A 25,052-nucleotide genomic window follows, 5' to 3' on the forward strand; every position below is an offset into this window, starting at 1 on the left:
AAAAGCCCGTTACTAATGTGACGGGCTTTTTGCTGTCTGACGTTTAAAGTTTTAAAATATGAATTAGCGTCGCTGGTTCATAGCGAGTGGGAGTTGTTCTCTATTATGTGAGTCCGTTCCTGCACATCCATGTGCTTACGGCGCTTGCATGTCCTATGCGTCAGTAGCACACAACTCTTTGCCATCCTGGCATCGTTGCATTAGAAAATTCATGCACGTCATTGCTAGACTTCTATTCAGAAAAGTCCGTTATAGATGTAACGGACTTTTTTTGCCTGGCGTTTAAATAACACTTTCAAGCAAATCAAATATCTTTCTATATAGCTAACGAAGATCAATTTCCAACCTTTAATTACTTTAGCAAAGTGGAGTTGTTTAGAATTAAAGTGTCTAGATAATTAAGTGGAACATGCTCTGTATTGAGTTGATATTAATTTAATATTTGCATTCGGCAGCTTTTCTTTTTTATCAGTGATAAAATCTGCCTTATATTATTGAATAGTTATTAAAGATTTATTATGGCGATTAATTGGTTCCCAGGGCATATGCATAAAGCCCAGAAAGAGATTAAAGAAATTTTACCTCAAATTGATGTGGTGATTGAAGTTTGTGATGCTCGTTTGCCTTTTAGTAGCGAAAACCCGATGATCACGGAAATTCGAGGTGACAAGCCTCTAATAAAAATTTTAAACAAATCAGATTTAGCTGATCCTAAAGTTACTGAACTATGGCTTAACCATTTAGAATCTCAGCATAATGTAAAAGCTATTGCACTTACTACCGAGTCACCGTCAGTAGCTAAAACTATTCCTGCTTTAATTCGAAAATTGGTTCCTAGTAAAGATGAAGCAGGCAAGCAAATTAATGCTGTTATTGTCGGTATTCCAAATGTCGGTAAATCTACTCTATTAAACACGCTTGTTGGTAAAGCTAAAGCAAAAGTAGGCAATGAGCCTGCTGTAACCAAAGGTCAGCAAAGAATACGTTTAGAAGATGGTTTATATTTATATGATACCCCTGGCATGCTTTGGCCTAAAATAGTGAATCAAAATAGTGGCTACCGATTAGCGGTTACTAGTGCGGTTAAAGATACAGCCTTTGATCACGAAGAGATTGCCTGCTTTGCTGCCGAATACTTATTAGAAGCTTACCCTGAACGATTAAAAGAACGTTACAAGATTGAAGAGCTGCCTGAACAAGAGGTTGAGCTAATTGAAGCTCTTGGTAAGCGTAGAGGCTGTGTAAGAAGTGGTGGCCATATCGATTTCCATAAAGCCTCAGAGATTTTAATTAACGAGATCCGGGATAAAACTTTAGGCGGCATAACGTTTGAGACACCTGAAATGGTGGCTAAAGAAATAGTTCATTTTGAAAAGGTTGAAGCAGATAAAGTTGCCGCACGAGAAGCTAAAAAATTAGCACGTGGTAGAGGGCGCCGTAATAAGCGCTAATATGTATAACTTGCAAGGTATTAATATGAATTCAGAATTTGTTTTACACCCACAATTAGCAAATGATTGTTTTGTTATCACTGACTTTCCGTTGTCACGTTTACTATTATGCAATGATAGTGCGTATCCTTGGTTTATATTGGTACCTAAAATTGACAATGTTCAAGATATTTATCAATTAGATTGGCAAGACCAACAACAGCTATTGAATGAGTCTAGTATGCTTAGTGAAGTACTGATGCAAGAGTTTAATGGCGATAAAATGAATGTAGCTGCATTAGGTAATGTTGTACCGCAACTGCACTTTCATCATATTGTTCGTTATAAAACTGATCCTTGTTGGCCTAAGCCTATTTGGGGGCAACAAAAATTGACGCCGTACACTGATGCAGAGCTTATTGAAGTGAAAGAGCGTTTAATGTCTAAATTGGTAGCCATACTTGCTAGTTAAAACTAATCGAAACAAAGTTAATGCACTAGGATTTTCTTATCTCCCCTACTTATTGATTAAGTAGGGGAGATAAGCCGTCAGGGTTACTTGAATAAAAAGCCTAATCTATAGCAGTTATGCAACAGCTCTTTTATCTGCAGCAACCTCAATTAATGTTAATGATTGTTCCAAATCAGCCAATAGATCTTCAACATTTTCCAATCCAACAGATATTCTAATTAAGCTATCGCTGATGCCTGCGGCTAGTCGCTCCTCTTGTGTATAAGGCGAGTGTGTCATTGACGCAGGATGCTGAATGAGTGACTCTGCATCACCTAAACTTACAGCGATAGAAAATAACTTCATTCGATTAATAAATTGACTGCCGCCCGCTAAGTCACTATTAATTTCAAATGCAATAACGCCACCTGCTGCTTTCATTTGTTGGCCGATAAATTTATTGCCCGCGTGGCTCTTCAGTCCTGGGTAATAAACTTTAGATACTTTAGAGTGCTGTTCCAGAAATTCCGCAAGCTTTTGCGCATTACTACAATGACGTTCCATGCGAATAGGTAAGGTTTTTAGGCCTCGCATAATTAGCCATGCATCATGTGGACTAATAGTAGCGCCAATATCTTTTAATACAGTCATTTTAATATTCATGATCATTTCGCTACTGCCACAAATAATGCCAGCAACTACATCGCCGTGACCGTTAAGATATTTGGTTGCACTATGAACAACAATGTCGATACCGTATTTTTTAGGCTGTTGTAATACTGGTGTTAGAAAAGTGTTGTCGACAATTGAGATAATCCCATGTTTTTGTGCAATTTTTCCAATAGCTGCTAAATCGTATACTTCAAGATTGGGGTTTACCGGAGTTTCTAGAAAAATAACTTTGGTATTTGGTTTTATTGCCGCCTCAACTTCTTCTGGATTTGCCATATCTACAAAGCTAACTTCAATGCCCCAGCGTGTTAGTTGGTGGTTCATTAGAGCAAAAGAACAACCATAAACTGCTTTTGAAGAAATTAAATGATCACCACAAGATAAATTAGTTAACAAAGCTCCTGAAACTGCGCCCATGCCAGTTGCAGTTGCGGCAGCATCTTCCATATCTTCCATAGCTGCAACACGCATCTCTAATTGCCTGGTTGTTGGGTTGCCTAAACGACTATAGATATAACCATCAGCTTCACCTGCAAATCGGTCAGCACCTTGCTGTGCATTGTCAAAGATAAATGTTGAAGTTTGATAAAGTGGTGTAGCCAATGAGCCAAATTGTTCATCATTGATACGACCTGAGTGAATCGCTTTAGTTTCAATATGCTTACTATCAGACATGATTTTCCTTCTCTTTCAATATTATTGTTTTTGTTATAATCGCACTAACGCTAGCGGAAATCGCTATTGAATTTACTAATAATCAGTACAAGCAAAAAGATTGCCATGATTTATAGTCAATATAAATCAATAAGTTACGGAGTGTAGGTCTTTAGTTTGTCTATTGTTGTAATAAAAGTATTACGGTAGTGTGGTTGGGGAGCTAAGCCTATTCACCTCGTTACAATGTTTTAGTGAATTTTGACAGAAATTTAAGGAACTTAAGTTGTTTTTGCTTGTTGTAATAATTATGGTACATTGTAATTTATTTATTACATGTTGTTTAAAAGTATATTATGCGTATCGAAATAGCGTCAGAAGATAGAATTGGTATAAGTCAGGAAATTTTAGCTGCACTCACGTTACTTAAGCTTGATATAAGTGCTATGGAAGTCGCTACTCAACGCATATTCGTCCACCTTGCATTTACTGATATAAGCTTTGCTGATATTGAAAAAGCATTATTAGGTATTTTGGGAGTTAACAATTGTCGAACGATTGATTCATTACCAGCAGAAAGCCGAGAACGGCATCTCAGAGCATTATTAAATCGTTTACCTGATGCGATTATAGATATTGATGAAAGTGCCTGTGTGATGGCGTTGAATTTAGCTGGAGAGAAGTTGTTAATTGCCCATCAGAAAAGCAAAGGTGTAGATCCTATATCTGTGACTAAGCTAAAAGGCTCTCAAGTTACCAGTTTACTTGATATCGAAATAGAACAACCATTGCTTGATAAAGTGAGCTCGCAAAGTATTGATATTGCGGGGCAAAGTTATATCGCTGAAATTAGCCCAATAAGCGAAAATGAAAGTAATTCAGGGGCGGTAATATCGCTAAAATCGATAAGCCGCTTAGGTCGACAAATTGCCATTATACAAACCCGTGATGAGCAGGGCATCGACCATATCATTGGCCACTCTGCGAGTATTCAACTATTAAAAGAGCAAACAACTCGATTTGCTGAATTAGACTTACCTGTGCTGATTAATGGTGAAACGGGTACTGGTAAAGAGCTTGTTGCTAGAGCTCTGCATAATGCAAGTTATCGCCATCGTGCGCCGTTTCTTGCGGTTAATTGTGCGGCACTACCTGAGCATTTGTTAGAAAGTGAACTTTTTGGCTATGCCACGGGCGCATTTACCGGAGCGCAAAAGGGTGGCAAACCAGGACTTTTTGAATTGGCTGAAGGCGGTACGGTATTCTTAGATGAAATTGCTGAAATGTCGCCTTATTTACAAGCTAAATTATTACGTTTCTTGCAAGACTTTAAATACCGCCGTTTAGGCGGTACTAAAGAGTTGCATGCAAATGTACGCATTGTTAGTGCTACGCATCAAAACTTGTTAACAATGATTGCAAAGCAGCAATTTAGGGAAGACTTGTTTTATCGACTTAATGTCTTGAATTTAAGCTCGCCACCTTTACGAGAGCGTTCGGAGGATATTGCGCTATTAGCTGAACACTTTGTAATATTGGCAGCTAATCAAATGAATTTGCAACAGCCAATGATCGACCGTGCAGCAATGCAATTATTAGTTTCATTTCCTTGGCCGGGTAATATTCGAGAATTGCAGAATGTTTTGTTTCGCGCGGTTGCATTGAATGGAGGTGAAAATATTTCCTCTCAAGGCATATCTATTGCGCTTGCACAATTTACTCAAAATGAAACCAGTATTGACGCTGTTATTGAAAATGAGGTGAGTAACTGGGCGAGTGCGCAAGCGCAGTTCGAAAGAAAACTAATTACCGAATTATATCCACATTATCCTACCACACGTAAACTTGCTGAACGACTGCAGGTCTCGCATAATAAAATTGCTATGAAGTTAAGACAGTTAGATATTAAGTTATGAATGTTAATATCTAACTGCATTTTCAAGTGATTTTGGGATATAAAATATTATTTGTTTAATCTTCTAGAATTTTATAAAGAATTTTTTTAACGTTTTGTGGCTCAAATGGTTTGTCACACATTGCGGTGACGCCTTCTGTTAGGATATTTGCTAAGTGGGTGTCATTGCTTTCACTTGTTACCATCAACACTGGCAAGTGTGATTGCTCGCTTTCATTTCTTATATACTTGGTTAGCTCTTTACCATCGACTTCTGGCATATTGTAGTCAGTAACGACTAGGTCATACATATTACCTTTTAATAAGCTGATAGCTTCGCTACCATCGGCAGCTTCAGTGATTTTTAATAGGCCCAAGTTATTTAATACCCGTTTAATATGATTTCGAGCCAGGCGGCTATCGTCGACTAATAATACTCTAACTTCATGAACATCAAAATATTCTAGCTCAAGCTCATCAGTAGAAAGTAGGTCAATAGTTGTATCAATAGCGGTTGCTAAGTGATCGGGAGTAAAAGGTTTAGGTAGTAGAGCAATAACACCAGATTGCTTAAACTCTTCTAAATGCTCACGGCGATGCTCACTAGTCACTAGCATAAAAGGTGTGTCAGCAATGGTCGGGTTATTTCTAACTTTTTTCAACAAGTCAATCGCCGTACCGTCATCAAAATACATCGCACTGGTAATGAGATCTCGTGGGTGTGTTTCAGCGCTAGCATAAGCCTCTGCAATGCTTTTAGCCTCTGATACTTGGGTAATACCTTGCTGTTTTAGTTGCTTTATAATGATTTTTCTTTGTAAATCAGAAGGCTCAACAACCAGTAAGGATAATTCGTTTGGATTCATAATATGACTCATTATTGTTATCAGAAGAGTGTTTATCTAGCCACCAACAAACTTGACTTTAAAACCGTTTTTTTCAAGTATTAATTTTATCTCTTCGCGCTTATCACCCTGAATTTCGATAATTTCGCCAACAACACTACCGCCTGTACCACAAGTTTTTTTTAATTTTTTGGCCAGCTCTTTTAGTGCTTTTTCATCAAGGCCAAGACCCGAAATGGTAATAACGCCTTTACCTTTTCGTCCTTTGGTTTCACGACGTACTTTGGCAAAACCGTCTGATGCTGTTACCGTTTTTTCTGTTGATTGTTTAATCCTTCCTTGTGAGGTTGAATAAACCAAATCATCATTATTGCTAGCTGAACTGTTATCGTTATCAATAGTTTTGCCAAAAGCGCCGGCTAAATCACTAAGGCTAGAAAATGTTTTTGTCATAATAGACTCTAATCACCATATTTTAGATAAAATAAAACCACTACAAGAGTGGTTTTATTATACATGATTTTTCAGGTGAGAATATTAGCTTAAAGCTTACTTTCTAATTCAGGAAGAGCGTCGAATAAATCAGCAACAATACCGTAGTCCGCTACTTGGAATATTGGCGCTTCAGCGTCTTTGTTGATAGCAACAATGATTTTTGAATCTTTCATACCAGCTAAATGTTGAATAGCACCTGAAATACCAACGGCAATGTATAAGTCAGGGGCAACAATTTTACCTGTTTGGCCAACTTGCATGTCGTTAGGTACAAAACCAGCATCAACAGCGGCACGTGATGCACCAATAGCTGCGCCTAGTTTGTCTGCAATACCATCAAGAAGCTTGAAGTTATCGCCATTTTGCATACCACGACCACCAGAAATAACAACACTAGCAGCACCTAAGTCAGGTCTTTCAGATACTGAAAGTTCGTCGTTTACGTGGCTAGACGTACCAGCATCAGTTGCTTTATCTAAAGCAACAACTTCAGCACTACCGTCAGTTGCTACTGCGTCAAAACCAGTAGGGCGAACGGTGATTACCTTTTTACTATCTAAACTTTGCACGGTAGCAATGGCGTTACCTGCGTAAATAGGACGAACAAATGTGTCGCTACTTTCTACGGCAATAATATCTGAAATTTGTGCAACATCTAACAAGGCAGCAACACGTGGCATAAAGTTCTTACCCGTTGTTAATGCTGTTGCAACGATGTGGTCATAGTCAGCTGCTAATTCAGTAACTAACAATGAAACGTTTTCAGCTAGCTGATGTTCGTATGCTGCGTTATCAGCAACTAATACTTTAGCTACGCCGTTAACTTTGCTTGCTGCATCGGCAACAGCTTGACAGTTATAGCCAGCAACTAACAAGTGAATTTCGCCACCCATTGCCTGTGCGGCAGCAACTGTTTTTAAGGTATCAGCTTTTAATTGGCTATTATCGTGTTCGGCAAATACTAATACGCTCATGAGATCACCTTCGCTTCATTTTTTAATTTTTCTACTAATTCATCAATACTTTCAACAACAATTCCTGCTTGACGTTCAGCAGGTGGCGTTACTTTTAATAAAGTAGTACGTGCTGTTAAGTCAAGGCCAAAGTCAGCCGCTGGTTTAACTGCTAGTGGCTTACGCTTTGCTTTCATAATGTTAGGTAATGAAGCGTAACGAGGCTCATTCAAGCGTAGGTCAGTAGTAACAATAGCAGGCAAGTTTAGAGCAACAGTTTGTAAACCACCGTCAACTTCGCGTGTTACGTTTACTTTCTCGCCATCAACATTAACTGCTGAAGCGAATGTACCTTGCGCCATACCGGTAAGTGCTGCAAGCATTTGACCCGTTTGGTTATTGTCGCTATCGATTGATTGCTTACCAAGAATTACCAATTGAGGCTGTTCTTCTTCAACAACTTTTTGTAATAATTTAGCTACATGTAAAGAGTCTAAGTTTTGGTCTGTGTCGATTTGAATCGCACGATCAGCACCTAGTGCTAATGCTGTACGTAGTTGCTCCTGACATGATTTATCGCCAATTGATACTGCGATAACTTCTGTTGCTGTTCCTGCTTCTTTTAAACGAACCGCTTCTTCAACTGCGATTTCACAAAATGGGTTAATTGCCATTTTTACATTAGCAAGATCGACATTTGAGTTGTCTGCTTTAACACGTACTTTTACGTTATAGTCAATAACGCGTTTGATGGGTACTAATACTTTCATCGTTGCCTCTGATTGTGCTTGTTGTTGGTAATATTGGTTAAACTAAATAAAATTCAGCTTAACGCTATAATTATGGTTTGAAAGACTACTTGTAGATTACGTTTACGTCAACGTCTTCTGTCGATATCGTCAATCAAATTGCGCTTAAACAAATATTATCAGTAAATATTGCAATACAGGATAGTATTTACTTCGAAAATATCTATAATGTTGGATGTTATCAAACAGGTGTTTGAAAATCAAACGTGTGTTTGAATTCTTCATAAAAAATTGAATGATGGGAGATGTTATGGAACGCGAATCAATGGAGTTTGACGTTGTAATTGTTGGAGCTGGTCCTGCAGGCCTATCGACTGCTTGTCAATTAATGAAACTTGCACAAGAAAAAGAACAAGAATTAATGGTGTGTGTAGTAGAGAAAGGCTCGGAAGTTGGAGCTCACATACTATCTGGTGCTGTTTTTGAACCACGAGCGTTAGGTGAATTATTTCCTGATTGGAAAGAAAAGGGCGCACCTTTAAATACCGCTGTAACAGGTGATGATATTTATTTGTTTAATGGCGAAAATAGCGCTGTTAAATTACCTAGTTTTGGTGTCCCTAAAACTATGCATAATGAAGGCAACTACATTGTTAGTATGGGCAATGTTTGTCGTTGGTTAGCAGAACAAGCAGAAGAACTTGGTGTAGAAATTTTCCCTGGTTTTCCTGCACAAGATGTTATCTACAATGAAGATGGTAGTGTTGGCGGTGTTATCACTGGCGATATGGGGTTAGATGCTGAAGGTAAAGCAAAAGATTCATTTATGCCGGGTATGGAGCTAAAAGCGAAGTACACTGTTTTTGCCGAAGGTTGTCGTGGCCATTTAGGTAAAGAATTGATTGCTAAGTTTTCTTTAGATGCTGATAAGTCGCCGCAACATTACGGTTTAGGCTTTAAAGAAATTTGGGATATTGCGCCTGAAAAACATCAAGAAGGCTTAGTTGTACATTCTGCAGGTTGGCCTTTAGAAAAAGATACAACGGGTGGTGGTTACTTATACCATGCGGAAAACAATCAAGTGTTTGTTGGCTTAATCGTTGATTTAAATTACAGCAACCCGCATTTAAGCCCGTTTGATGAATTTCAACGTTATAAGCATCATCCAAAAATTGCCCAATATCTTGAAGGTGGTAAGCGTGTTTCATATGGCGCTAGAGCAATGGCAAAAGGTGGTTTTAATTCTCTACCTAAAATGACTATGCCAGGTGCTGTATTAGTTGGCTGTGATGCAGGTACGATTAACTTTGCAAAAATCAAAGGCAATCACACGGCGATGAAATCAGGCATGTTAGCCGCTGAGTCGATATTTGAAGCGCTAGCTTCAGGTGATGAAGGTGGTAAAGAACTGACGAGTTATACGGAAAAATATAAAAATTCGTGGCTATATGATGAGTTATATAATACCCGTAACTTTGGACCTGCCATGCATAAATTTGGCACATTCATTGGTGGTGCGTATAACACGCTTGATCAAAATTTCTTCGGTGGTAAATTACCGTTTAATTTTAAAGACGATACCTTAGATCATACCCAATTAAAACTGGCTAAGGATGTACCGGTGATTAATTATCCGAAACCTGATAATAAATTGAGTTTTGATAAACTGTCATCAGTATTTTTATCAAACACTAACCACGAAGAAGAGCAGCCATGTCATCTGAAGTTGGCTGATAGCAGTATTCCAATTAGTGTCAACTTGGCTAAATACAATGAGCCGGCTCAGCGATATTGTCCGGCAGGCGTTTATGAAGTTGAAAGTACCGACGAAGGCGATAAGTTTGTGATTAACTCTCAAAACTGCGTGCACTGTAAAACTTGTGACATTAAAGACCCTGCGCAGAATATAACCTGGGTAACACCTGAAGGTACTGGTGGGCCAAATTATCCAAATATGTAATTGGCTAGTAGGTTAAGTGTCTGCAGCACATCGTCACTCTTTCGCATCCATGCGATCATGACATACCGCTCATCCTGAACATAAAAAGCCTGCAATTGCAGGCTTTTTTGTACTTGTCATAAAATAAAATTAATTGGTTTCTATTAAATTGAATTCAGACAAGGCTGGAATTTCAAGCTGTAATCTATTTTCTATTTCATCTAACGCTATTAGTCGAGCACAGATTTTTTCAGCTTTAACTTCTAAAGCATTCGCTTGGTTGCTTATTCCTAGCTTGATGTCGTTAGCCATGGTTTCTATACGTTGATCAAACGTTTCAACACGCTGCTCACTACTTTGCTCTTCACGATGTGTCATTGCTTCACCGACGGCTATTAAAATAGTGCCAACTGAGTCTGAAACAATAGATTCTATTTCTTTTTCAAACTCACCTGCAAAAATTTCATCAAAGTCATCAAAGTCTTGTGGCGCAATATAGTAGCTGTCATCACTATGATTAAATCTGGCACGTAGACGCCATTTCATTTCATCAAATTTTTCTTGAAACTGTTGGTGTGATGCACTGTTTTCGCCGGTTAAGCCACTAATAACTTTATTAACTGCTTTTAAGCCAAGCTCTACACCTTCAATAGCAATTGAAACAATCGCCGGTACTTGCTCTCTGATACCTGCTGTGTATTCACTTAATTGTACTTGTTGCTCTGCATTTAATTTTACTTCACGACCATTTACAAATAGTTGGTGTTCGCCATTAACTTGCACATAGGTTTGTCCTTGACTAACAATACGAATATGAGCAGGGTCAATAATGACACCATGAGCAAAGTTGATGTCACATTGCTGTGCTTGCACCGTACCTATAAACATACCGATAAATAATAAACTGCGAGAAATAAATGTCATGGCATACTATACCTTTAAATAGTCGTAATAATTAGAGCAAAACAAGGGGCCAAAATGTTATGTTGTAATGATGGGGTTGACATGAATTTTTCGTTCTTTGTACACTAATCGGCTTGGGCCATATTCGCGACGAGTTTTGTCATGAAACTCACCAACGTTGAGCTCTACGCCATGGTATACTTTTTCAGTTGCTTCAACATAAACACTTATCATATATTCTTGCAGTACTTCTTCAAGTGACTCTTTTTCTAATAAGTACTTGCCCATGATTTTGGCATGATATTGATAAGTTGATAACACTTTAGTTAACATTGCTTGGTTAGCTTTATCTTTCGGAAGTTTTTTAAGTTTATTTGCTGCTGCTTGTAGTTCAGAAGTCTTACTAGATTCATGAGTAATTAAGTTATCAAGGGCCGAAATTTGTTCCAAGTATTGGTTTACTTTATCTTGAAAAGAAATAATCGTTGAACTACCGGCTGTTGCCCCTACAATACCTGCTGATACGGACTCTCCTGCGCGAATATAACCAGCAATAAGTTTACCATTCGCTTTTTCTTCTGTACCAACCCAGAGTGTAGAGGTAACATTTACGATATTGTGCATCAATTGATTTTCAATGCGTAAAGAGTCGCAAGTGATCTCAGCATACTGACTATATTTTGCGAATACCTTACCGCCAGCTTTAATGTTTGCACTCATGTTAATTTGCGAAACATCTAAGTCATCAACTTCTTGTTTTTTACCTATAATACCGGTACCTATAGTTATGTCACCACCTGCCTCTAAGGTAGCCGACTCAACAAAGCCACCAATAGATATATCACCCGTGGCATGCACTTTCATACCTTCACAAACATCGCCATCGATAATAATACTGCCCTGAAAATCTACATGGCCAGTGCTAATGTCAACATTTTTTATTTGGTAGATATTGTCAACTTCCATACCGTTTTCAATAATTCTAGGTAAGCCAACTAAAGTTGAAACTAAGATACTATTATTTTTTGAGCTTAAAGTTGTGCCATCTCCAACATGCATTTCTAAGTCTTCACCAGGTGTTGGCTCTAAAATATCGCCAATAACGGTGTAACCTTTAATACCATCGGTTAGAGGGATTTTCTGGGCTAGTGGGTCGCCAACTTTAACACAGATAATATCACCGAGATCACGCATATCAACACTGCCATCCTCACGTTTTTTCGGTTTTAAAATACGTTCTTGTGCACTTTCAACTAATAGCTTTATTCGAGAGTCCTTGCCATCGATTGGTAATTTCCCTTGCGATATTTCGCCTTTAACTGTTGAACCAGCGGGCTCTTTAGCAGCTTGTTTGGCAAGCTTAACTAATTGTTCTTTACTAAACCCTTTGCAAACGCCTGCATCTTGTGCTGCATTTAAAATGCCTTTTGCGCTCATGTGTTTACCACCGAGCGCGGTAGATACTTCTGCAGAGGCGGACATACTATCTTTTTCTATATTGATAGAAACAGTAGCATCACGACGTTCAAGAATTTGATACTTTATTTCGCGACCAGGCTGATTTTCCTGCAACGGTTTTAGTACGCTGTTTAGCTCGGCAATGGCATTTTTAATGTTGCTATTGTCGACATACAAGTTGCTAAATTCAGAGTCTTGAATTAACTCATGAATAGACACTTCAGTTAACGGTGTTTTCGTTTTAACTGGAGATAGTATTAAGTCTATATTATTTTTATTATTTGCTACTAAACTTGCCTTACTCACACGCATATAACTCCATTACGTTGCAAAAACAGCTATACCTTAAATATAATTTTCTTGATGGACTTTGATAAAGTTTGCGCTGCCGATTTTTGAGTAGTCAATTTTATATTCTTTATTGTCTAGTGCTTGCACGAATATCAGAGTTTTTTCTTCGCCAAAAACTTCAGCCATACTAACATCAACAACTTCTTGATAAGCTTTTTTAGCTTCAGAGCGCTTTTTAGGAATGATGCCTGTATACAAACCCATGCCGACATTACTTACAACAACAACAGGGTGAATGCCATTAACAATGAGTAGATCAATTTTTTTGTTTTTATGAATGATGGTATTTCGACCACTGGTTATATAATTTTTATCAATCAAAATATTCTCCTTTTGAGAGCTAATTACTTACAGATTATAACTGTTAAACGGTGTTTTTTCTGAAATTAACAGTTAATTACACCGAATATATAAAGATTTTAATTACTAAGCAATAGAAAAGCGATTCAGCATGGCATTATATCGCTTGAATTCACTTTAACTTATCATTATGAAGTATTTCATTACTTTCTATTAACATTTTTCTGACTAAGTTTAGACTACGTGCGCTAACACTTTGCTGAAAATGCTTTCTTGCTGCTGGGATGCAGTAATACCTTGCTTGTAAGTTATCTCTACTTCCCCACGCTATCCAAACTGATCCAACGGGTTTTTCTTTACTACCGCCATCGGGACCAGCAATACCTGAAACTGCAATGGCAAAGTCAGCGTCAGCACTTATCAAAGCGCCTTGCGCCATTGCCAAAACTGTTTCTTCGCTGACAGCACCATGCCGAGTGAGGGTTGACTCAGGCACATCAAGCATTTTTATTTTCATTTCGTTTGAATATGTAACGAAACCTGCTTCGAATATCTCTGACGCTCCAGCTATTGCGGTAATTTGACTAGCAATTAAGCCTCCTGTGCATGACTCTGCAACAGTGATTTTTTGCTTGGATTTTATTAACAGAGGAACAAGGTAGTCGGCAATGGTGGTATTTTCATTAGTACCACTTCCTAAAATGTAATCAGTTAATAAAGGCGCTAATTTCTCAAGCAATTGCGGCAGTAGTCTTTTACCTTTTTCACAATGGGTTATTAATTTTAATTCGAGAATTGGCATGGCAGCTCGAAAGCCAATAGCTATCACTTTTGGCCAATCGGGAAAAGTCTGATTAATTAACACTTGTAGGCTAGATTCACCGATACCAAAAAGGTGGAAACGTTGTATTTCTGTATAGTTAGGGCTAGAGAAGCTATTTTTTAATAGCGGTACTATCTCCTCTTTTAACATACAGGTTAGTTCACTCGGTACGCCAGGTGTGCAGATAATAATACATTGATTAAATTCGACACTAAAGCCGACGGCACTACCTATTTTATTAGCTATTACAGTGCTATTTTCTGGCAGGTAGGCTTGTTTTAAATTAGGTGTATTTAATATGGTTTGCCTTTTTTTAGCCCATATTTCAAGATGCTGATGAGCTTGCTTATGAAGGACTAAGTCAACACTACAAGCAGTTGCGAGCACTTGAGCTGTTAAATCGTCTACCGTTGGTCCAAGGCCACCGTTTATGATTAACACGTCTGACTCTTGGCTGAGTAGTGCAATTTCTGTGGCAAGTAAGTCTTGAGCATCACCAACAGTGACCTTTTTATCAATATTCAAGCCAATACCATTTAAATGCTTAGCAAATACCACTGAATTAGTATCAATGACGTCACCATTCATTAATTCACTTCCGGTTAGAAGTAAGCTTACTTTTGTCTTCATAGTGCAACTAATCTCGATATTATTTAGTCTCGTTATAGTAGCTAAAAACGGTTGGTATTACCTTGAATATAAAATGATATTTTTTATATATATTAATTTTAATTAGTTTTAAACCTTTTTGATTAATTGAGTTACTAACTAGTTAAACAATAATGATTCGATAGCAATAATCAAAATACTAGGAAATATTATGCGAACTTCTTTTATAAAATTAATTTCAACTACTAGCGTTATTACTTTATTAAGCTTATCAGCGTATGCAGACGTGACTGACGAAATAGAAAAATCGTTTGCTGTTAATGAAAACTCTTCATTTAGACTTGATAATGTTAACGGCTCAGTGCAAATATCGTCATGGGATAGAGCCGAGGTTAAAGTGGTTGCTGTCATCACTGCCGATAACCAAGACGATAGAGAAAATATTGTCGTAGATATGCAGCAAACCTCAGTTGGTGTTGCCGTTCAAACTCGTTATAAAGAACGCGAAAAATGGGGCAGAAACAGTAATTCGGGTAAAGTTGAATACACTGTTACAGTGCCAAGTGGTATCTCATTATCAGCTATTGATTTGGTCAACGGCTCACTGAAAATTGATGGCGTAAAAGGTGAGGTTAATGCAGAACTTGTTAATGGCTCAATTAAGGCGCACGGTTTAGCAAGTAACAGTGAACTCAGTTCAGTTAATGGCAGTATTAAAATTACTTATGATGAATTTGCAAAAGAGTTAGACCGCATTGATGTTGAAACGGTAAATGGTAGTATTAAAGTGTCAGTGCCTAAATCACTTAGCGCGACAGTTAATGCTGAAACCATGCATGGTAGTATTAAAACTGATTTTGGCTTAGTAGCTGAGAAAAATATGTTTACCGGAAAGCATTTAAGTGGTGATGTTGGTAATGGCGACATAAAAATCACCATGGAAAGTGTAAATGGCAGCGTTAAACTGATGAGCCATTAAATTATCTGTATAGTGTTATTCTATATGAACTGAAGCTAAGAGAGCCATTCGTTTAATAACTGAAGAAAAGCGAGTTATAACTCGCTTTTTTTAATTCCATTATTTGGCTAATATATTTCGCGATTTAAGCGTATAATGGAGGAAAGTGAGCTTTTCTGGATTTTCAATTGAAACAAGTTATAAATACTAAACGATTGATTGTATTTATTCGATACATAATAGCTTGTTGCTACCTTTCAATAAGCACCTCTCAAGCACAGGAATACATAATTGGCGTCGAAGATATTAGCTATTATCCCTTGTATGATTTCGCGCAAAAACCCTATAACGAAAGTTTTACCAAAGAACTCTTAAGTGCTTTTTTCCATCATAAAGGTTATCAATTTAAGTTTGTGGCATTACCATTAAAACGTTTTGATAAATGGTATACCGAAGATGCAATCGATTTTAAATTTCCTGATAATATCCGTTGGCGTAGTGAGCAATCTAAAAACTTAAATATTTCTTATAGTCAGCCAGTTATTCAGTTAGTGGCCGGTTCATATGTCTTAAAGAATAATAATAGTAAACCTGAAAGTATGACTAGCCTAGGCACTATTTTAGGTTTTTTTCCTACACTTTGGTATGACAAAATTAAGTCAGGGGCTGCTGAATTGGTTGAGGTTACTTCGCCTTATAGTCTTATTAAACATTTACTGCGTGGTAATGTAGATGTCACCAATATTGATAAAAATGTTATTAACTATAATTTGAAGTTGTTAGGAAGAAAAAGCAATGACATTGTTCTTAATGAAGACATTAAAAATGAGTCATATGCTTACCATTTTTCATCGATAAACCATCCCGAAATTATTAAGGAATTTGACGAATTCCTAAATGAAAATCCTAAAATCATTGCTCGTATTAAAACGAAATACAGCATAATAGAAGCAGACCCTACCAAATACCATAATCAATAATTTATAGAGAGTTTCATACGTATGACAGATCAAATCGAGTGTTATCATCGATCCTTCTTATTTGGCAAATGGTATCGAAGTGAACATGATGAAGCAGGCAATGCTTTTACTGAATATGCACAATTGTCAGACGATGGTCATTACGAGTTCACTTTTATCCAACATGATGATGTTGGTAATATTAGTGAGCAAACTGTTGAGTCTGGTGATTGGGGACTTGTTGGCGATATTCACTTTACTATCAGTAAAAGTGAATTTATTGATAAAGAGCATTATGCTGCAGACTTAACCCATGAAGATAACTATCATGCTTATCGCGTATTAACGTTAAATAGCCAAATATTCGAATATCAGCATATCTTAACTAATGAAGTGTTTATCCTACGCCGAGTTATTGATAATATCGCACTCAGTTGAGACCTAAGTTAAAGTCCACACACTTATTACCCGTTTATATTAATTATCTTGTTGAGAATTCGAATGAAGCAAATTAAAGCTGCCAGTTTAATTACTGCGATTAAAACACCGTTTAACGCAAAAGGTGACATTGATTTTAATACGTATGACCAATTAGTCGCTCAACAAGTAAAAGCTGGTGTTGATGGTATTGTTGTTGGTGGTACAACTGGTGAAGGGCACTTACTAACTTGGGAAGAACATTTAATTCTTATTGCCCACAGTGTTCATAAACACGGTAAAGACTTATTAATTATTGGTAACACAGGTAGTAATAATACGCGTGAAGCGATAAAAGCAACGCAACATGGTTTTGCAACAGGTATGGACGCAGCACTGCAAATTAATCCATATTATGGCCGCAGCTCTTTTGCTGGCGTTAGCGCACACTTTGAAAAAGTGCTCGATATTGGTCCGGCATTTATCTACAACGTACCTGGTCGAACTGGGCAAGATTTAACGCCAGACTTAATTGAACCGCTTTCAAAACACAAGAATTTCATTGGTGTTAAAGAATGTGCCGGTAATGATCGTATTGCTTATTACGAAGCGCGTGGTATTGCTTGTTGGTCAGGAAACGATGACCAATGTGCAGTAGGGCGTCATCAACATGGCTCACATGGTGTTATTTCGGTAACTTCTAATATAGTGCCTGGCTTAATGCGAAAATTAATGGATACGCCAAACGAAGCATTAGATACACGCATGCAACCGTTAATGAATTGGCTGTTTTGCGAGCCAAACCCAATTGCGATTAACACCACCTTGATGATGACTGCAGCGGTAGCACCTATATTTAGAATGCCTTATAAAGCATTAACTAAAGCACAACGTGAAGAAGGCTTAGCGTTATTAGCTGAGCTATCTCAAGATGAACGCGTTGGTGAGCAGTTAAATTTAATGACAGATGAAGAGTTCAAATATAGCTATTAGCAGTATTTATTTAGCTAGTAAGTTATTCTTTAAACGGTGAGCCTATGCTCACCGTTTTGCTATCTGAAAAACTTATTCTAAGCCTAGCTTTGTAAATTGTGGACGCAAATTTGCTGGTAATGCAAAGTTATGATCAATATTATGAATCGGACAGGTAAATTTAAGCTCAACCGCGCAAAGTTGCAAATCAACTTGCTGGTCTAGTACCTCACTGTGCTCTTTACTAGGCTCATTAACTATTGTTAGTCCGTGAAGCCTGTCGCCAAGTACGGGTAAACCTATGCTTGCTGCATGAATGCGAATTTGGTGCTTACGACCTGACTCAATATTAACTTTCAATAATGATAAGTCGTGCTTCATATCATAATCAATATGCGTAAAATGACTACAAGCGGGTTTACCACCTACTGCTGATCCAATAGTTTCTGGTTGTGGGCGTTGTTGGTGATTACCGTGAACAATAATCTGGTAGGTTTTTTCTAATTGATGCTGCTCAAACATCAGGCTTAACGCTCGCGCTGCTTTTTTGCTATGAGCAACCAAGATTAATCCTGTCGCTGCACGGTCAAGTCTATGTACAGAGAAAACGGCTCGTTCAGGTAGTAAGTTTTTTTGTGCCCAGCGGGTAATAGTGCAATGGTCGCTCCATTTCGAACCCTGAGATAACATGCCATAAGGTTTATACCAGACACTATATTCTACTAAGTCAGCTATTAATATTGCCGGAGTAGGGAATTGGGACAAAACAGTAAAGTCGTAATAAAAATGTAGCTTGTCACCAATATGTAGAGGTTTCTTTAGGCGGCGACAACGTTGTGTTGTTTTACCGCGACTATGCCACAGTGCGCCTTTATCAATCGCCTTTTTTATCTCGCCAACACTCAAATCACATTGAATTTTTAATGCTTCAATGATGCTAATATTACGATCAATGTTGATATGACATTCAAATTTTTTCAAAACAAGCTTACCTAATATTTTATTGCAGTTAGTTTACCAAATTTATTCAGTGAATTGGCACTTGAATCGATAACACTTACTTTGGCGCGGTAAAACGAAATTAAAATGTTATTATCTGTTATATTTTGCACAATTGAGCTTGGTTTTTAGTGTCATAGAACGATAAAATGGCGGCAATGGTAAACCTAATTGAGAGTACAAAATGCAACGTAATGAAGAATTATTTCCTTTAGATAATGTCGGTAACGCTTTGTGGCAAATGTTAGAGAGTGGAGATGATCTAACTATCGAAAGAGAATTTGAATTCTCAGTTATTTTTTCTGATCAAGAGCAAGCGTTAAAGTTTGGTCAATTGCTATTAGAGAATAATCAAAAACTCTCATTTTGCCCGTATCAAGGTGATGATGCCTTCCCATGGGAAATTACCGCTTATCCATTCATGTCGGCAACATATGAGAATATTGCCGCATATCAAGAGCTCTTAACCACAAGCTGTACGCCGTTCTCAGGTAAGTATGATGGTTGGTACTGTATAGACTCAACAAAATAAGTTTATTATCGATTTACCGAAAACTTAGGAAATCACATGGATGAACAACAATTTAGCCGACTAAAAAAAGTTAGTGCTAAATCATTTAATGATCAAAAAGCCTTGATAAAAAAGGTGTTAGCAGGGCGAAATATCGCCTGTCAGCAATGTGGAACACCGATTAGAGTAGTTCTACCTGAAGACAAGAAAACAACGGGGTTATATTGTGCTAAAGGTTGCACCAATATTGCTTTAGATTTCGTCCTATAAAATAGTGAAGGAGCTAAACGTTAATAAACGTCACGCTACTTCACTTTTTCATTAGTGGCTCACTACAAAAATGTTGCGATATCGTTGAGAGATTTTTTTGTCGTTGCGTGATGAGGCACAGTGGCATCATCGCTCGGGTAGCCGGCGATTAATAGCATATATGGTCGACTATTATCTCCTTGTCCACAGACTTTGCTTAGAAATGACATTGGTTTTGGCGTATGAGTCAGTGTCACTAAACCACTTGAATGCAAGGCATTAATTAAAAAACCTGTTGCGATGCCAACCGACTCATGGACATAGTAATTAGTATTTTTGTCTTCAGTCGACAAGCCCCCTTTCTTCTCACTAAATATCGCAATTAGCCAAGGCGCATGTTCTAAGTAAGGCTTATTTGCATCTGTGCCTAAAGGTTTTAAAGCTTCTAACCATTCATCGCCTGCACGTCCTTGATAAAAGTTTTGCTCGTGAATTTCTGCTTGCTCACGTATTTTCTTTTTTACATCAGTACTGTTGATAGCAACAAAATGCCAGGGTTGGTGATTAGCGCCATTTGGAGCGGTACCTGCCGCTTTTATACAATTTTCAATAACTTCTTTAGCAACAGGGCGGCTACTAAAACTTCGGATACTATGGCGTCGCTTAATGTTTTGATAAAAATCTTCTGAACGCTGTAGCATTTCTTCGCTAGAGTATTCTATATAATCGTTCAATGGTGAAGCGTCGTGGTCTTGCATAAATATTCCTATTATTATTTTTTATAGATTATCGATAACCAGCTTAAAAACGCAAGTTCGTACAAGTGTTACAGATATTTAATGTGTAGAAAATTCTGTACGGTAAGCAAAGTTGCTATGTAACATTCAAATAGGTGATGAAAAATTATTAGTGGTGTAAATGCTTTTGTTGACGTAATTTTTCTTGGTACTGTATTAACCCCTCTTTACGGCGAGTTGTTTCTGCTGCATAAATGCCAATAGAAAATGAAAAGAGCATAATTGAGATAATAAGCAATATATTAACCTTCTGAAAATAAGCTGAAGCCAGTGCAACAAGCAACGCGCCAACCACGCAATAACTTAGCACAATTCGGAACCATAAAATGGAAGATGTTAAAAAATGCTTAAATTGAATATAAGATTTCAAAGTATATAAATTAATGGTTAAGGTAACTAACAAGTATAATTTACAAAATTAGAATATATAACCTATTATCTATTCAATATTAATATAAGAAAGAGTCATAATTTCTATTCAACATTTGTCATTGTTTGTTGGTAGCCGAAAATGGACTGTTAGAATTGAGGTAGCTTAAAAATAAGGGGAAGTTTTTAAACTAAGTTTTCAAGTGGTTTTAGTATAGTTGTCGTGTATGAAAGCTAATAAATAAAAAAAGCGCCACCGGCGCTTTTTAAAACCTTAATTTATTGGCAATAAACTTAGCCGATAAATTTACGTGCGTTGCGGAACATGCGAACCCAAGGTGAATCTTCTTGCCATTCATCTGGGTGCCATGAGTTGGCTACAGTACGGAACACACGTTCTGGATGAGGCATCATAATAGTGACTCGACCATCAGTTGTTGTTAATGCCGTAATACCGTCAGGTGAACCGTTCGGGTTAGCAGGGTATGTTTCAGTTATGTGACCATAGTTATCCACATAACGCATGGCAACCGTACCTGATTCATTGGCAGCATCAATAGCATCGTCAGAGCTGAATTCAGTACGGCCTTCACCGTGAGATACAGCGATAGGCATACGAGAGCCTGCCATACCATCAAAGAAGATAGATGGATTTTCTTGAATTTCAACTAAACTAAAACGCGCTTCAAATCGTTCAGACTTGTTTTGCACGAAACGTGGCCAAGCTTGTGAGCCTGGGATAATTTCTTTCAGATTTGACAACATTTGACAGCCGTTACAAACACCTAAAGAGAAAGTATCTTCACGTTCGAAGAAAGCTTTAAACATGGCTTTAGCATCTTTGTTGAACAAAATTGATTTTGCCCAACCTTCGCCAGCACCTAATACATCACCGTATGAGAAACCGCCACACGCCACTAAACCGTTAAAGTCAGCTAAATCAGTACGACCAGACAATATATCTGACATGTGTACATCAATTGCCACAAAACCTGCACGATCAAATGCTGCGGCCATTTCTACATGAGAGTTAACACCTTGCTCACGTAAAATTGCGATGCGAGGATTTGTGCCGTTTTGCGCATCTTTAGCGATAAGTTCTGCAACAATGTCTTCATTAATGTCGAAACTTAACTCAGCGTTTAAACCTGGATCTTCCGTATCGTATTTTACATCGTGTTCTTGTTGTGCACATTCAGGGTTATCACGTAATGATTGCATTCTAAATGTGGTTTGGGCCCATAGCGTACGGAAGTAAGTACGAGAATTTTCTAATACTACAGCACCGTCACGGCTAAAACGTAGCGTATCTTCGTTATTAATACGGCCAATATCAGTACAACAATCTAAAATACCGTGCTCAGCTAATACCGAGTGGATAGCATCAACATCGCTTTCACGAATTTGAATAACCGCACCCAACTCTTCACTAAATAGTACATCAACATCATTACCTGACGTCGAAGTTAACTTAGTTAAGTCAATATCAACACCGGTATGGCCAGCAAATGCCATTTCAACAACCGAGGCAAATAAACCACCGTCAGATCTATCATGATAAGCAATAAGCTTTTCGTCACGCACTAAAGTTTGCATGGCGTTAAAGAAGCCTTTTAATGTTTCAGGGCTATCAACGTCTGGCGTTTCATTACCGAGTTGTTTGTATACTTGCGCTAAACATGAACCACCTAAACGGTTTTTACCTTTTGATAAGTCGATAGCAACAATGCGAGTATCGCCTAAGTCAGTGCGTAATTGTGGTGTGACGGTTTTACGAATATCTTCAACAACACCAAAAGCGGTGATGATTAATGACATAGGTGATGTTACTGACTTTTCTTCGCCATTTTCGTCCCACTTGGTTTTCATCGACATAGAGTCTTTACCAACAGGAATAGTTAAACCAAGCGCAGGACAAAGTTCTTCACCAATAGCTTTAACTGCTTCGTATAAACCCGCATCTTCACCCGGGTGACCAGCTGGAGACATCCAGTTTGCAGAAAGCTTAATACGGTTTAAGTCTCCGATATCAGTACCAGCAATGTTGGTTAATGACTCGGCTACAGCTAAACGAGCAGAAGCACCAAAGTTAAGTAATGCCACTGGCGTACGTTCACCTAATGACATCGCTTCACCGTGGTAAGAATCAAGCGCTGAAGCAGTAACACCACAGTCAGCTACAGGTACTTGCCAAGGACCAACCATTTGGTCGCGATTAACCATACCCGTTACCGAGCGGTCACCAATAGTAATTAGGAAAGTTTTTTCAGCAACAGTAGGTAAAGATAAAATTCTGTCTGCAGCATCACTTAGAGTAATATCAGCAACGACTAACTCATCACCAGTTGCAGCTTCAGTCGTCACGTCTTTAAATATTTTTGGCGTTTTACCTAATAATACATCTAATGGTAAATCAATTGGTGTGTCTAACTTGTCGTTGCCGGCAAAATGTTCATCAGTTACCGTTAAGTGTTCTTCTTCTGTTGCTCGGCCAACAACAGCATAAGGAGCACGTTCACGAGCACAAATATTTTTAAAGGTATCAAGGTTTTCATCTGATACCGCAATAACATAACGCTCTTGAGATTCGTTACACCAAATCTCATGTGGTGCCATGCTGCGCTCATCGTTTGGTACGTTGCGAAGTTCAAATACACCACCGCGCCCACCGTCTGAAACTAATTCAGGGAAAGCGTTTGATAAACCACCAGCACCAACATCGTGAATAAAGGCGATAGGATTTTGCTCACCTAATTGCCAACATTTATCGATAACTTCCTGACAACGACGTTCCATTTCCGGATTTTCACGCTGCACTGAAGCAAAGTCTAAGTTTTCCGCTGATTGACCTGAAGCCATTGAAGAAGCAGCACCGCCACCTAAACCAATGTTCATTGCTGGGCCGCCAAGGGCAATTAAATGTGCGCCGACAACAATTTCACGTTTTTGTACGTGTTCATCACGAATATTACCTAAACCACCGGCAAGCATAATCGGCTTATGGTAACCACGTACTTCGCTGCCGTTGAAAGAGTTAACTTCTTCTTCATAAGTACGGAAGTAACCTAAAATAGCAGGACGACCAAATTCGTTGTTAAATGCCGCACCACCTAATGGTCCTTCCATCATAATATCGAATGCTGAAACGATACGACTTGGTTTACCAAAGTCTGATTCCCAAGGCTGTTCAAAATTTGGAATACGTAAATTCGATACTGAGAAACCCACTAAACCAGCTTTAGGTTTAGAACCAATACCAGTTGCGCCTTCATCACGAATTTCACCGCCAGAGCCGGTAGCGGCACCAGGATATGGTGAAATAGCGGTAGGGTGATTGTGAGTTTCAACCTTCATCAAAATTTGAATGTCTTCATGGTTGTAACCATAAACATTCGTTTCAGGATGTGGGAAGAAACGACCGCCTTTGTTACCAACCATAACCGCTGCGTTATCTTTGTATGCACTTAAAACAAAGTCAGGGTTTACTTCATGGGTATTGCGGATCATTTTAAATAATGATTTTGGCTGTTTTACGCCATCAATAGTCCAGTCAGCATTAAATATTTTATGACGACAATGTTCAGAGTTTGCTTGAGCAAACATATAAAGTTCGATGTCGTGCGGGTTGCGACCCAGTTTACTGAAGTTTTCGAATAAGTAATTAACTTCATCTTCAGCTAATGCTAAACCTAAATTAACATTTGCTTGTACTAGTGCGTTTTTACCACCATGTTCAATATCGATCGCGGTTAATTCGCCCGGCTCAGCTGTGGAAAATAGACTAGTTGCTTGTGCCATCTCAGTGAAAACGGCTTCCATCATACGATCTGAAATTAAGTTATCTAACTGTACTTGTTGGTCAGCGGTTAATGTATCGCCAACAATGTAGTAAGCAATACCGCGCTCTAAACGAGAAACTTTTGCAAGACCACAATTGTGTGCAATATCGGTAGATTTTGATGACCAAGGCGAAATTGTACCTGGACGAGGTGTAACTAATAAAAATTGCCCAACAGGTTCATGTTCTTCAATTGTTGGTCCATACTTAAGAAGTTGCTGTAAAACTTGAGATTCTTCAGCGCTTAGTTCTTCTGTAATATGTGCAAAGTGGGTAAATTCAGCATAGATATCCGTGACGGGCAGTTGCAGCTCAGAGCACTGATTTAGTAGCTTGTTTACTCTAAATTCAGAGAGTGCTGGCGCACCGCGAAGGGTTTTCATCAACATCGACATAGTCTATTTCACCGGTTAGATTAATTAAGGATAAAAAACGCGCGTATTATAGATGAAACGGC

23 protein-coding genes are annotated in these 25,052 nt (G+C 38.2%); 10 read left to right on the top strand and 13 right to left on the bottom strand.

The annotated features are described in order from the left end of the window. The first annotated feature begins 518 nt into the window (after positions 1–518). Positions 519–1,451, top strand: a complete 933-nt coding sequence (ylqF, locus tag B7C41_RS13560) for a ribosome biogenesis GTPase YlqF (protein ID WP_085299479.1) — start codon at positions 519–521, stop codon at positions 1,449–1,451. Between the two features lie 25 nt (positions 1,452–1,476). Next, positions 1,477–1,902, top strand: a complete 426-nt coding sequence (locus tag B7C41_RS13565; RefSeq protein ID WP_085299884.1) for an HIT domain-containing protein — start codon at positions 1,477–1,479, stop codon at positions 1,900–1,902. Between the two features lie 114 nt (positions 1,903–2,016). Here B7C41_RS13565 and megL read toward each other — a convergent pair whose 3' ends face one another. Further along, complete coding sequence (gene megL, locus B7C41_RS13570; protein ID WP_085299480.1) at positions 2,017–3,228, bottom strand: methionine gamma-lyase; 1,212 nt, start codon at positions 3,226–3,228, stop codon at positions 2,017–2,019. Positions 3,229–3,563: 335 nt separating this feature from the next. Here megL and B7C41_RS13575 point away from each other — a divergent pair, with 335 nt between their 5' ends. After that, positions 3,564–5,123, top strand: a complete 1,560-nt coding sequence (locus B7C41_RS13575) for a sigma 54-interacting transcriptional regulator (RefSeq protein WP_085299481.1) — start codon at positions 3,564–3,566, stop codon at positions 5,121–5,123. A gap of 55 nt (positions 5,124–5,178) precedes the next feature. Here the strand turns inward: B7C41_RS13575 and B7C41_RS13580 are convergent, their stop codons facing one another. From B7C41_RS13580 to B7C41_RS13595, 4 genes are all read right to left on the bottom strand, one after another. Then, positions 5,179–5,979 carry a response regulator gene (locus B7C41_RS13580; RefSeq protein WP_085299482.1) on the bottom strand — a complete coding sequence of 267 codons (801 nt, stop codon included), beginning with the start codon at positions 5,977–5,979 and terminating at the stop codon, positions 5,179–5,181. 24 nt (positions 5,980–6,003) lie between these two features. Further along, positions 6,004–6,399, bottom strand: a complete 396-nt coding sequence (locus B7C41_RS13585; RefSeq protein ID WP_085299483.1) for a translation initiation factor — start codon at positions 6,397–6,399, stop codon at positions 6,004–6,006. A gap of 89 nt (positions 6,400–6,488) precedes the next feature. Beyond that, on the bottom strand, positions 6,489–7,415 hold the full coding sequence (locus B7C41_RS13590) for an electron transfer flavoprotein subunit alpha/FixB family protein (protein WP_085299484.1): 927 nt from the start codon (positions 7,413–7,415) through the stop codon (positions 6,489–6,491). Next, complete coding sequence (locus tag B7C41_RS13595; protein ID WP_085299485.1) at positions 7,412–8,164, bottom strand: electron transfer flavoprotein subunit beta/FixA family protein; 753 nt, start codon at positions 8,162–8,164, stop codon at positions 7,412–7,414. The genes B7C41_RS13590 and B7C41_RS13595 overlap by 4 nt, the downstream gene beginning before the upstream one ends. Before the next feature lie 289 nt (positions 8,165–8,453). Between B7C41_RS13595 and B7C41_RS13600 the strand changes: the two genes are divergently transcribed. Next, positions 8,454–10,103: an electron transfer flavoprotein-ubiquinone oxidoreductase gene (locus B7C41_RS13600; protein ID WP_085299486.1), complete on the top strand. Its 1,650-nt coding sequence runs from the start codon at positions 8,454–8,456 to the stop codon at positions 10,101–10,103. Positions 10,104–10,232: 129 nt separating this feature from the next. Here B7C41_RS13600 and B7C41_RS13605 read toward each other — a convergent pair whose 3' ends face one another. The 4 genes from B7C41_RS13605 to B7C41_RS13620 form a co-directional block, all read right to left on the bottom strand. Further along, entirely contained in the window at positions 10,233–11,006 is a 774-nt protein-coding gene (locus B7C41_RS13605) for a DUF2884 family protein (protein WP_085299487.1), read from the bottom strand. A gap of 57 nt (positions 11,007–11,063) precedes the next feature. Further along, positions 11,064–12,755: a DUF342 domain-containing protein gene (locus tag B7C41_RS13610; RefSeq protein ID WP_235839716.1), complete on the bottom strand. Its 1,692-nt coding sequence runs from the start codon at positions 12,753–12,755 to the stop codon at positions 11,064–11,066. Positions 12,756–12,788: 33 nt separating this feature from the next. Then, positions 12,789–13,115: a hypothetical protein gene (locus tag B7C41_RS13615; RefSeq protein WP_085299488.1), complete on the bottom strand. Its 327-nt coding sequence runs from the start codon at positions 13,113–13,115 to the stop codon at positions 12,789–12,791. Positions 13,116–13,266: 151 nt separating this feature from the next. After that, a complete protein-coding gene (locus tag B7C41_RS13620) occupies positions 13,267–14,547 on the bottom strand; it encodes a CinA family nicotinamide mononucleotide deamidase-related protein (RefSeq protein WP_085299489.1) in 1,281 nt (426 codons plus the stop codon). A gap of 190 nt (positions 14,548–14,737) precedes the next feature. On the opposite strand from B7C41_RS13620, the gene B7C41_RS13625 reads away from it, so the two are divergent. From B7C41_RS13625 to dapA, 4 genes are all read left to right on the top strand, one after another. After that, positions 14,738–15,505 (top strand): DUF4097 family beta strand repeat-containing protein, encoded by a 768-nt coding sequence (locus B7C41_RS13625; protein WP_085299490.1) that lies wholly within the window; start codon positions 14,738–14,740, stop codon positions 15,503–15,505. Positions 15,506–15,672: 167 nt separating this feature from the next. After that, complete coding sequence (locus B7C41_RS13630) at positions 15,673–16,464, top strand: type 2 periplasmic-binding domain-containing protein (protein WP_143764398.1); 792 nt, start codon at positions 15,673–15,675, stop codon at positions 16,462–16,464. A gap of 21 nt (positions 16,465–16,485) precedes the next feature. Further along, on the top strand, positions 16,486–16,881 hold the full coding sequence (locus B7C41_RS13635; RefSeq protein ID WP_085299492.1) for a hypothetical protein: 396 nt from the start codon (positions 16,486–16,488) through the stop codon (positions 16,879–16,881). A 63-nt stretch (positions 16,882–16,944) separates the two neighbouring features. Next, positions 16,945–17,853 carry a 4-hydroxy-tetrahydrodipicolinate synthase gene (gene dapA / locus B7C41_RS13640; protein ID WP_085299493.1) on the top strand — a complete coding sequence of 303 codons (909 nt, stop codon included), beginning with the start codon at positions 16,945–16,947 and terminating at the stop codon, positions 17,851–17,853. A gap of 72 nt (positions 17,854–17,925) precedes the next feature. Here dapA and B7C41_RS13645 read toward each other — a convergent pair whose 3' ends face one another. Then, entirely contained in the window at positions 17,926–18,813 is an 888-nt protein-coding gene (locus tag B7C41_RS13645; protein ID WP_143764399.1) for a pseudouridine synthase family protein, read from the bottom strand. Between the two features lie 202 nt (positions 18,814–19,015). On the opposite strand from B7C41_RS13645, the gene B7C41_RS13650 reads away from it, so the two are divergent. After that, complete coding sequence (locus B7C41_RS13650; protein ID WP_085299495.1) at positions 19,016–19,363, top strand: ribonuclease E inhibitor RraB; 348 nt, start codon at positions 19,016–19,018, stop codon at positions 19,361–19,363. Positions 19,364–19,399: 36 nt separating this feature from the next. After that, on the top strand, positions 19,400–19,612 hold the full coding sequence (locus B7C41_RS13655) for a hypothetical protein (RefSeq protein ID WP_085299496.1): 213 nt from the start codon (positions 19,400–19,402) through the stop codon (positions 19,610–19,612). 62 nt (positions 19,613–19,674) lie between these two features. On the opposite strand, the gene B7C41_RS13660 is transcribed toward B7C41_RS13655, so the two are convergent. The 3 genes from B7C41_RS13660 to purL form a co-directional block, all read right to left on the bottom strand. Next, entirely contained in the window at positions 19,675–20,349 is a 675-nt protein-coding gene (locus tag B7C41_RS13660) for a nitroreductase family protein (RefSeq protein ID WP_085299497.1), read from the bottom strand. 148 nt (positions 20,350–20,497) lie between these two features. Then, positions 20,498–20,698, bottom strand: a complete 201-nt coding sequence (locus B7C41_RS13665; RefSeq protein ID WP_143764400.1) for a hypothetical protein — start codon at positions 20,696–20,698, stop codon at positions 20,498–20,500. Positions 20,699–21,051: 353 nt separating this feature from the next. Then, entirely contained in the window at positions 21,052–24,978 is a 3,927-nt protein-coding gene (purL, locus tag B7C41_RS13670; protein WP_085299886.1) for a phosphoribosylformylglycinamidine synthase, read from the bottom strand. Positions 24,979–25,052: the final 74 nt, after the last annotated feature.

This window comes from Cognaticolwellia mytili (assembly GCF_002104475.1).
In the GTDB taxonomy this organism is placed as follows: Bacteria; Pseudomonadota; Gammaproteobacteria; order Enterobacterales; family Alteromonadaceae; genus Cognaticolwellia; species Cognaticolwellia mytili.

Coding starts and splice junctions, on each gene's coding strand:
- B7C41_RS13660 (WP_085299497.1), bottom strand. CDS start 20,349: ATGCAAGACCACGACGCTTCACCATTGAACGATTATATAGAATACTCT.
- dapA (WP_085299493.1), top strand. CDS start 16,945: ATGAAGCAAATTAAAGCTGCCAGTTTAATTACTGCGATTAAAACACCG.
- purL (WP_085299886.1), bottom strand. CDS start 24,978: ATGAAAACCCTTCGCGGTGCGCCAGCACTCTCTGAATTTAGAGTAAAC.
- megL (WP_085299480.1), bottom strand. CDS start 3,228: ATGTCTGATAGTAAGCATATTGAAACTAAAGCGATTCACTCAGGTCGT.
- ylqF (WP_085299479.1), top strand. CDS start 519: ATGGCGATTAATTGGTTCCCAGGGCATATGCATAAAGCCCAGAAAGAG.
- B7C41_RS13655 (WP_085299496.1), top strand. CDS start 19,400: ATGGATGAACAACAATTTAGCCGACTAAAAAAAGTTAGTGCTAAATCA.
- B7C41_RS13585 (WP_085299483.1), bottom strand. CDS start 6,399: ATGACAAAAACATTTTCTAGCCTTAGTGATTTAGCCGGCGCTTTTGGC.
- B7C41_RS13580 (WP_085299482.1), bottom strand. CDS start 5,979: ATGAGTCATATTATGAATCCAAACGAATTATCCTTACTGGTTGTTGAG.
- B7C41_RS13650 (WP_085299495.1), top strand. CDS start 19,016: ATGCAACGTAATGAAGAATTATTTCCTTTAGATAATGTCGGTAACGCT.
- B7C41_RS13575 (WP_085299481.1), top strand. CDS start 3,564: ATGCGTATCGAAATAGCGTCAGAAGATAGAATTGGTATAAGTCAGGAA.
- B7C41_RS13605 (WP_085299487.1), bottom strand. CDS start 11,006: ATGACATTTATTTCTCGCAGTTTATTATTTATCGGTATGTTTATAGGT.
- B7C41_RS13565 (WP_085299884.1), top strand. CDS start 1,477: ATGAATTCAGAATTTGTTTTACACCCACAATTAGCAAATGATTGTTTT.
- B7C41_RS13620 (WP_085299489.1), bottom strand. CDS start 14,547: ATGAAGACAAAAGTAAGCTTACTTCTAACCGGAAGTGAATTAATGAAT.
- B7C41_RS13610 (WP_235839716.1), bottom strand. CDS start 12,755: ATGCGTGTGAGTAAGGCAAGTTTAGTAGCAAATAATAAAAATAATATA.
- B7C41_RS13625 (WP_085299490.1), top strand. CDS start 14,738: ATGCGAACTTCTTTTATAAAATTAATTTCAACTACTAGCGTTATTACT.
- B7C41_RS13590 (WP_085299484.1), bottom strand. CDS start 7,415: ATGAGCGTATTAGTATTTGCCGAACACGATAATAGCCAATTAAAAGCT.
- B7C41_RS13635 (WP_085299492.1), top strand. CDS start 16,486: ATGACAGATCAAATCGAGTGTTATCATCGATCCTTCTTATTTGGCAAA.
- B7C41_RS13600 (WP_085299486.1), top strand. CDS start 8,454: ATGGAACGCGAATCAATGGAGTTTGACGTTGTAATTGTTGGAGCTGGT.
- B7C41_RS13595 (WP_085299485.1), bottom strand. CDS start 8,164: ATGAAAGTATTAGTACCCATCAAACGCGTTATTGACTATAACGTAAAA.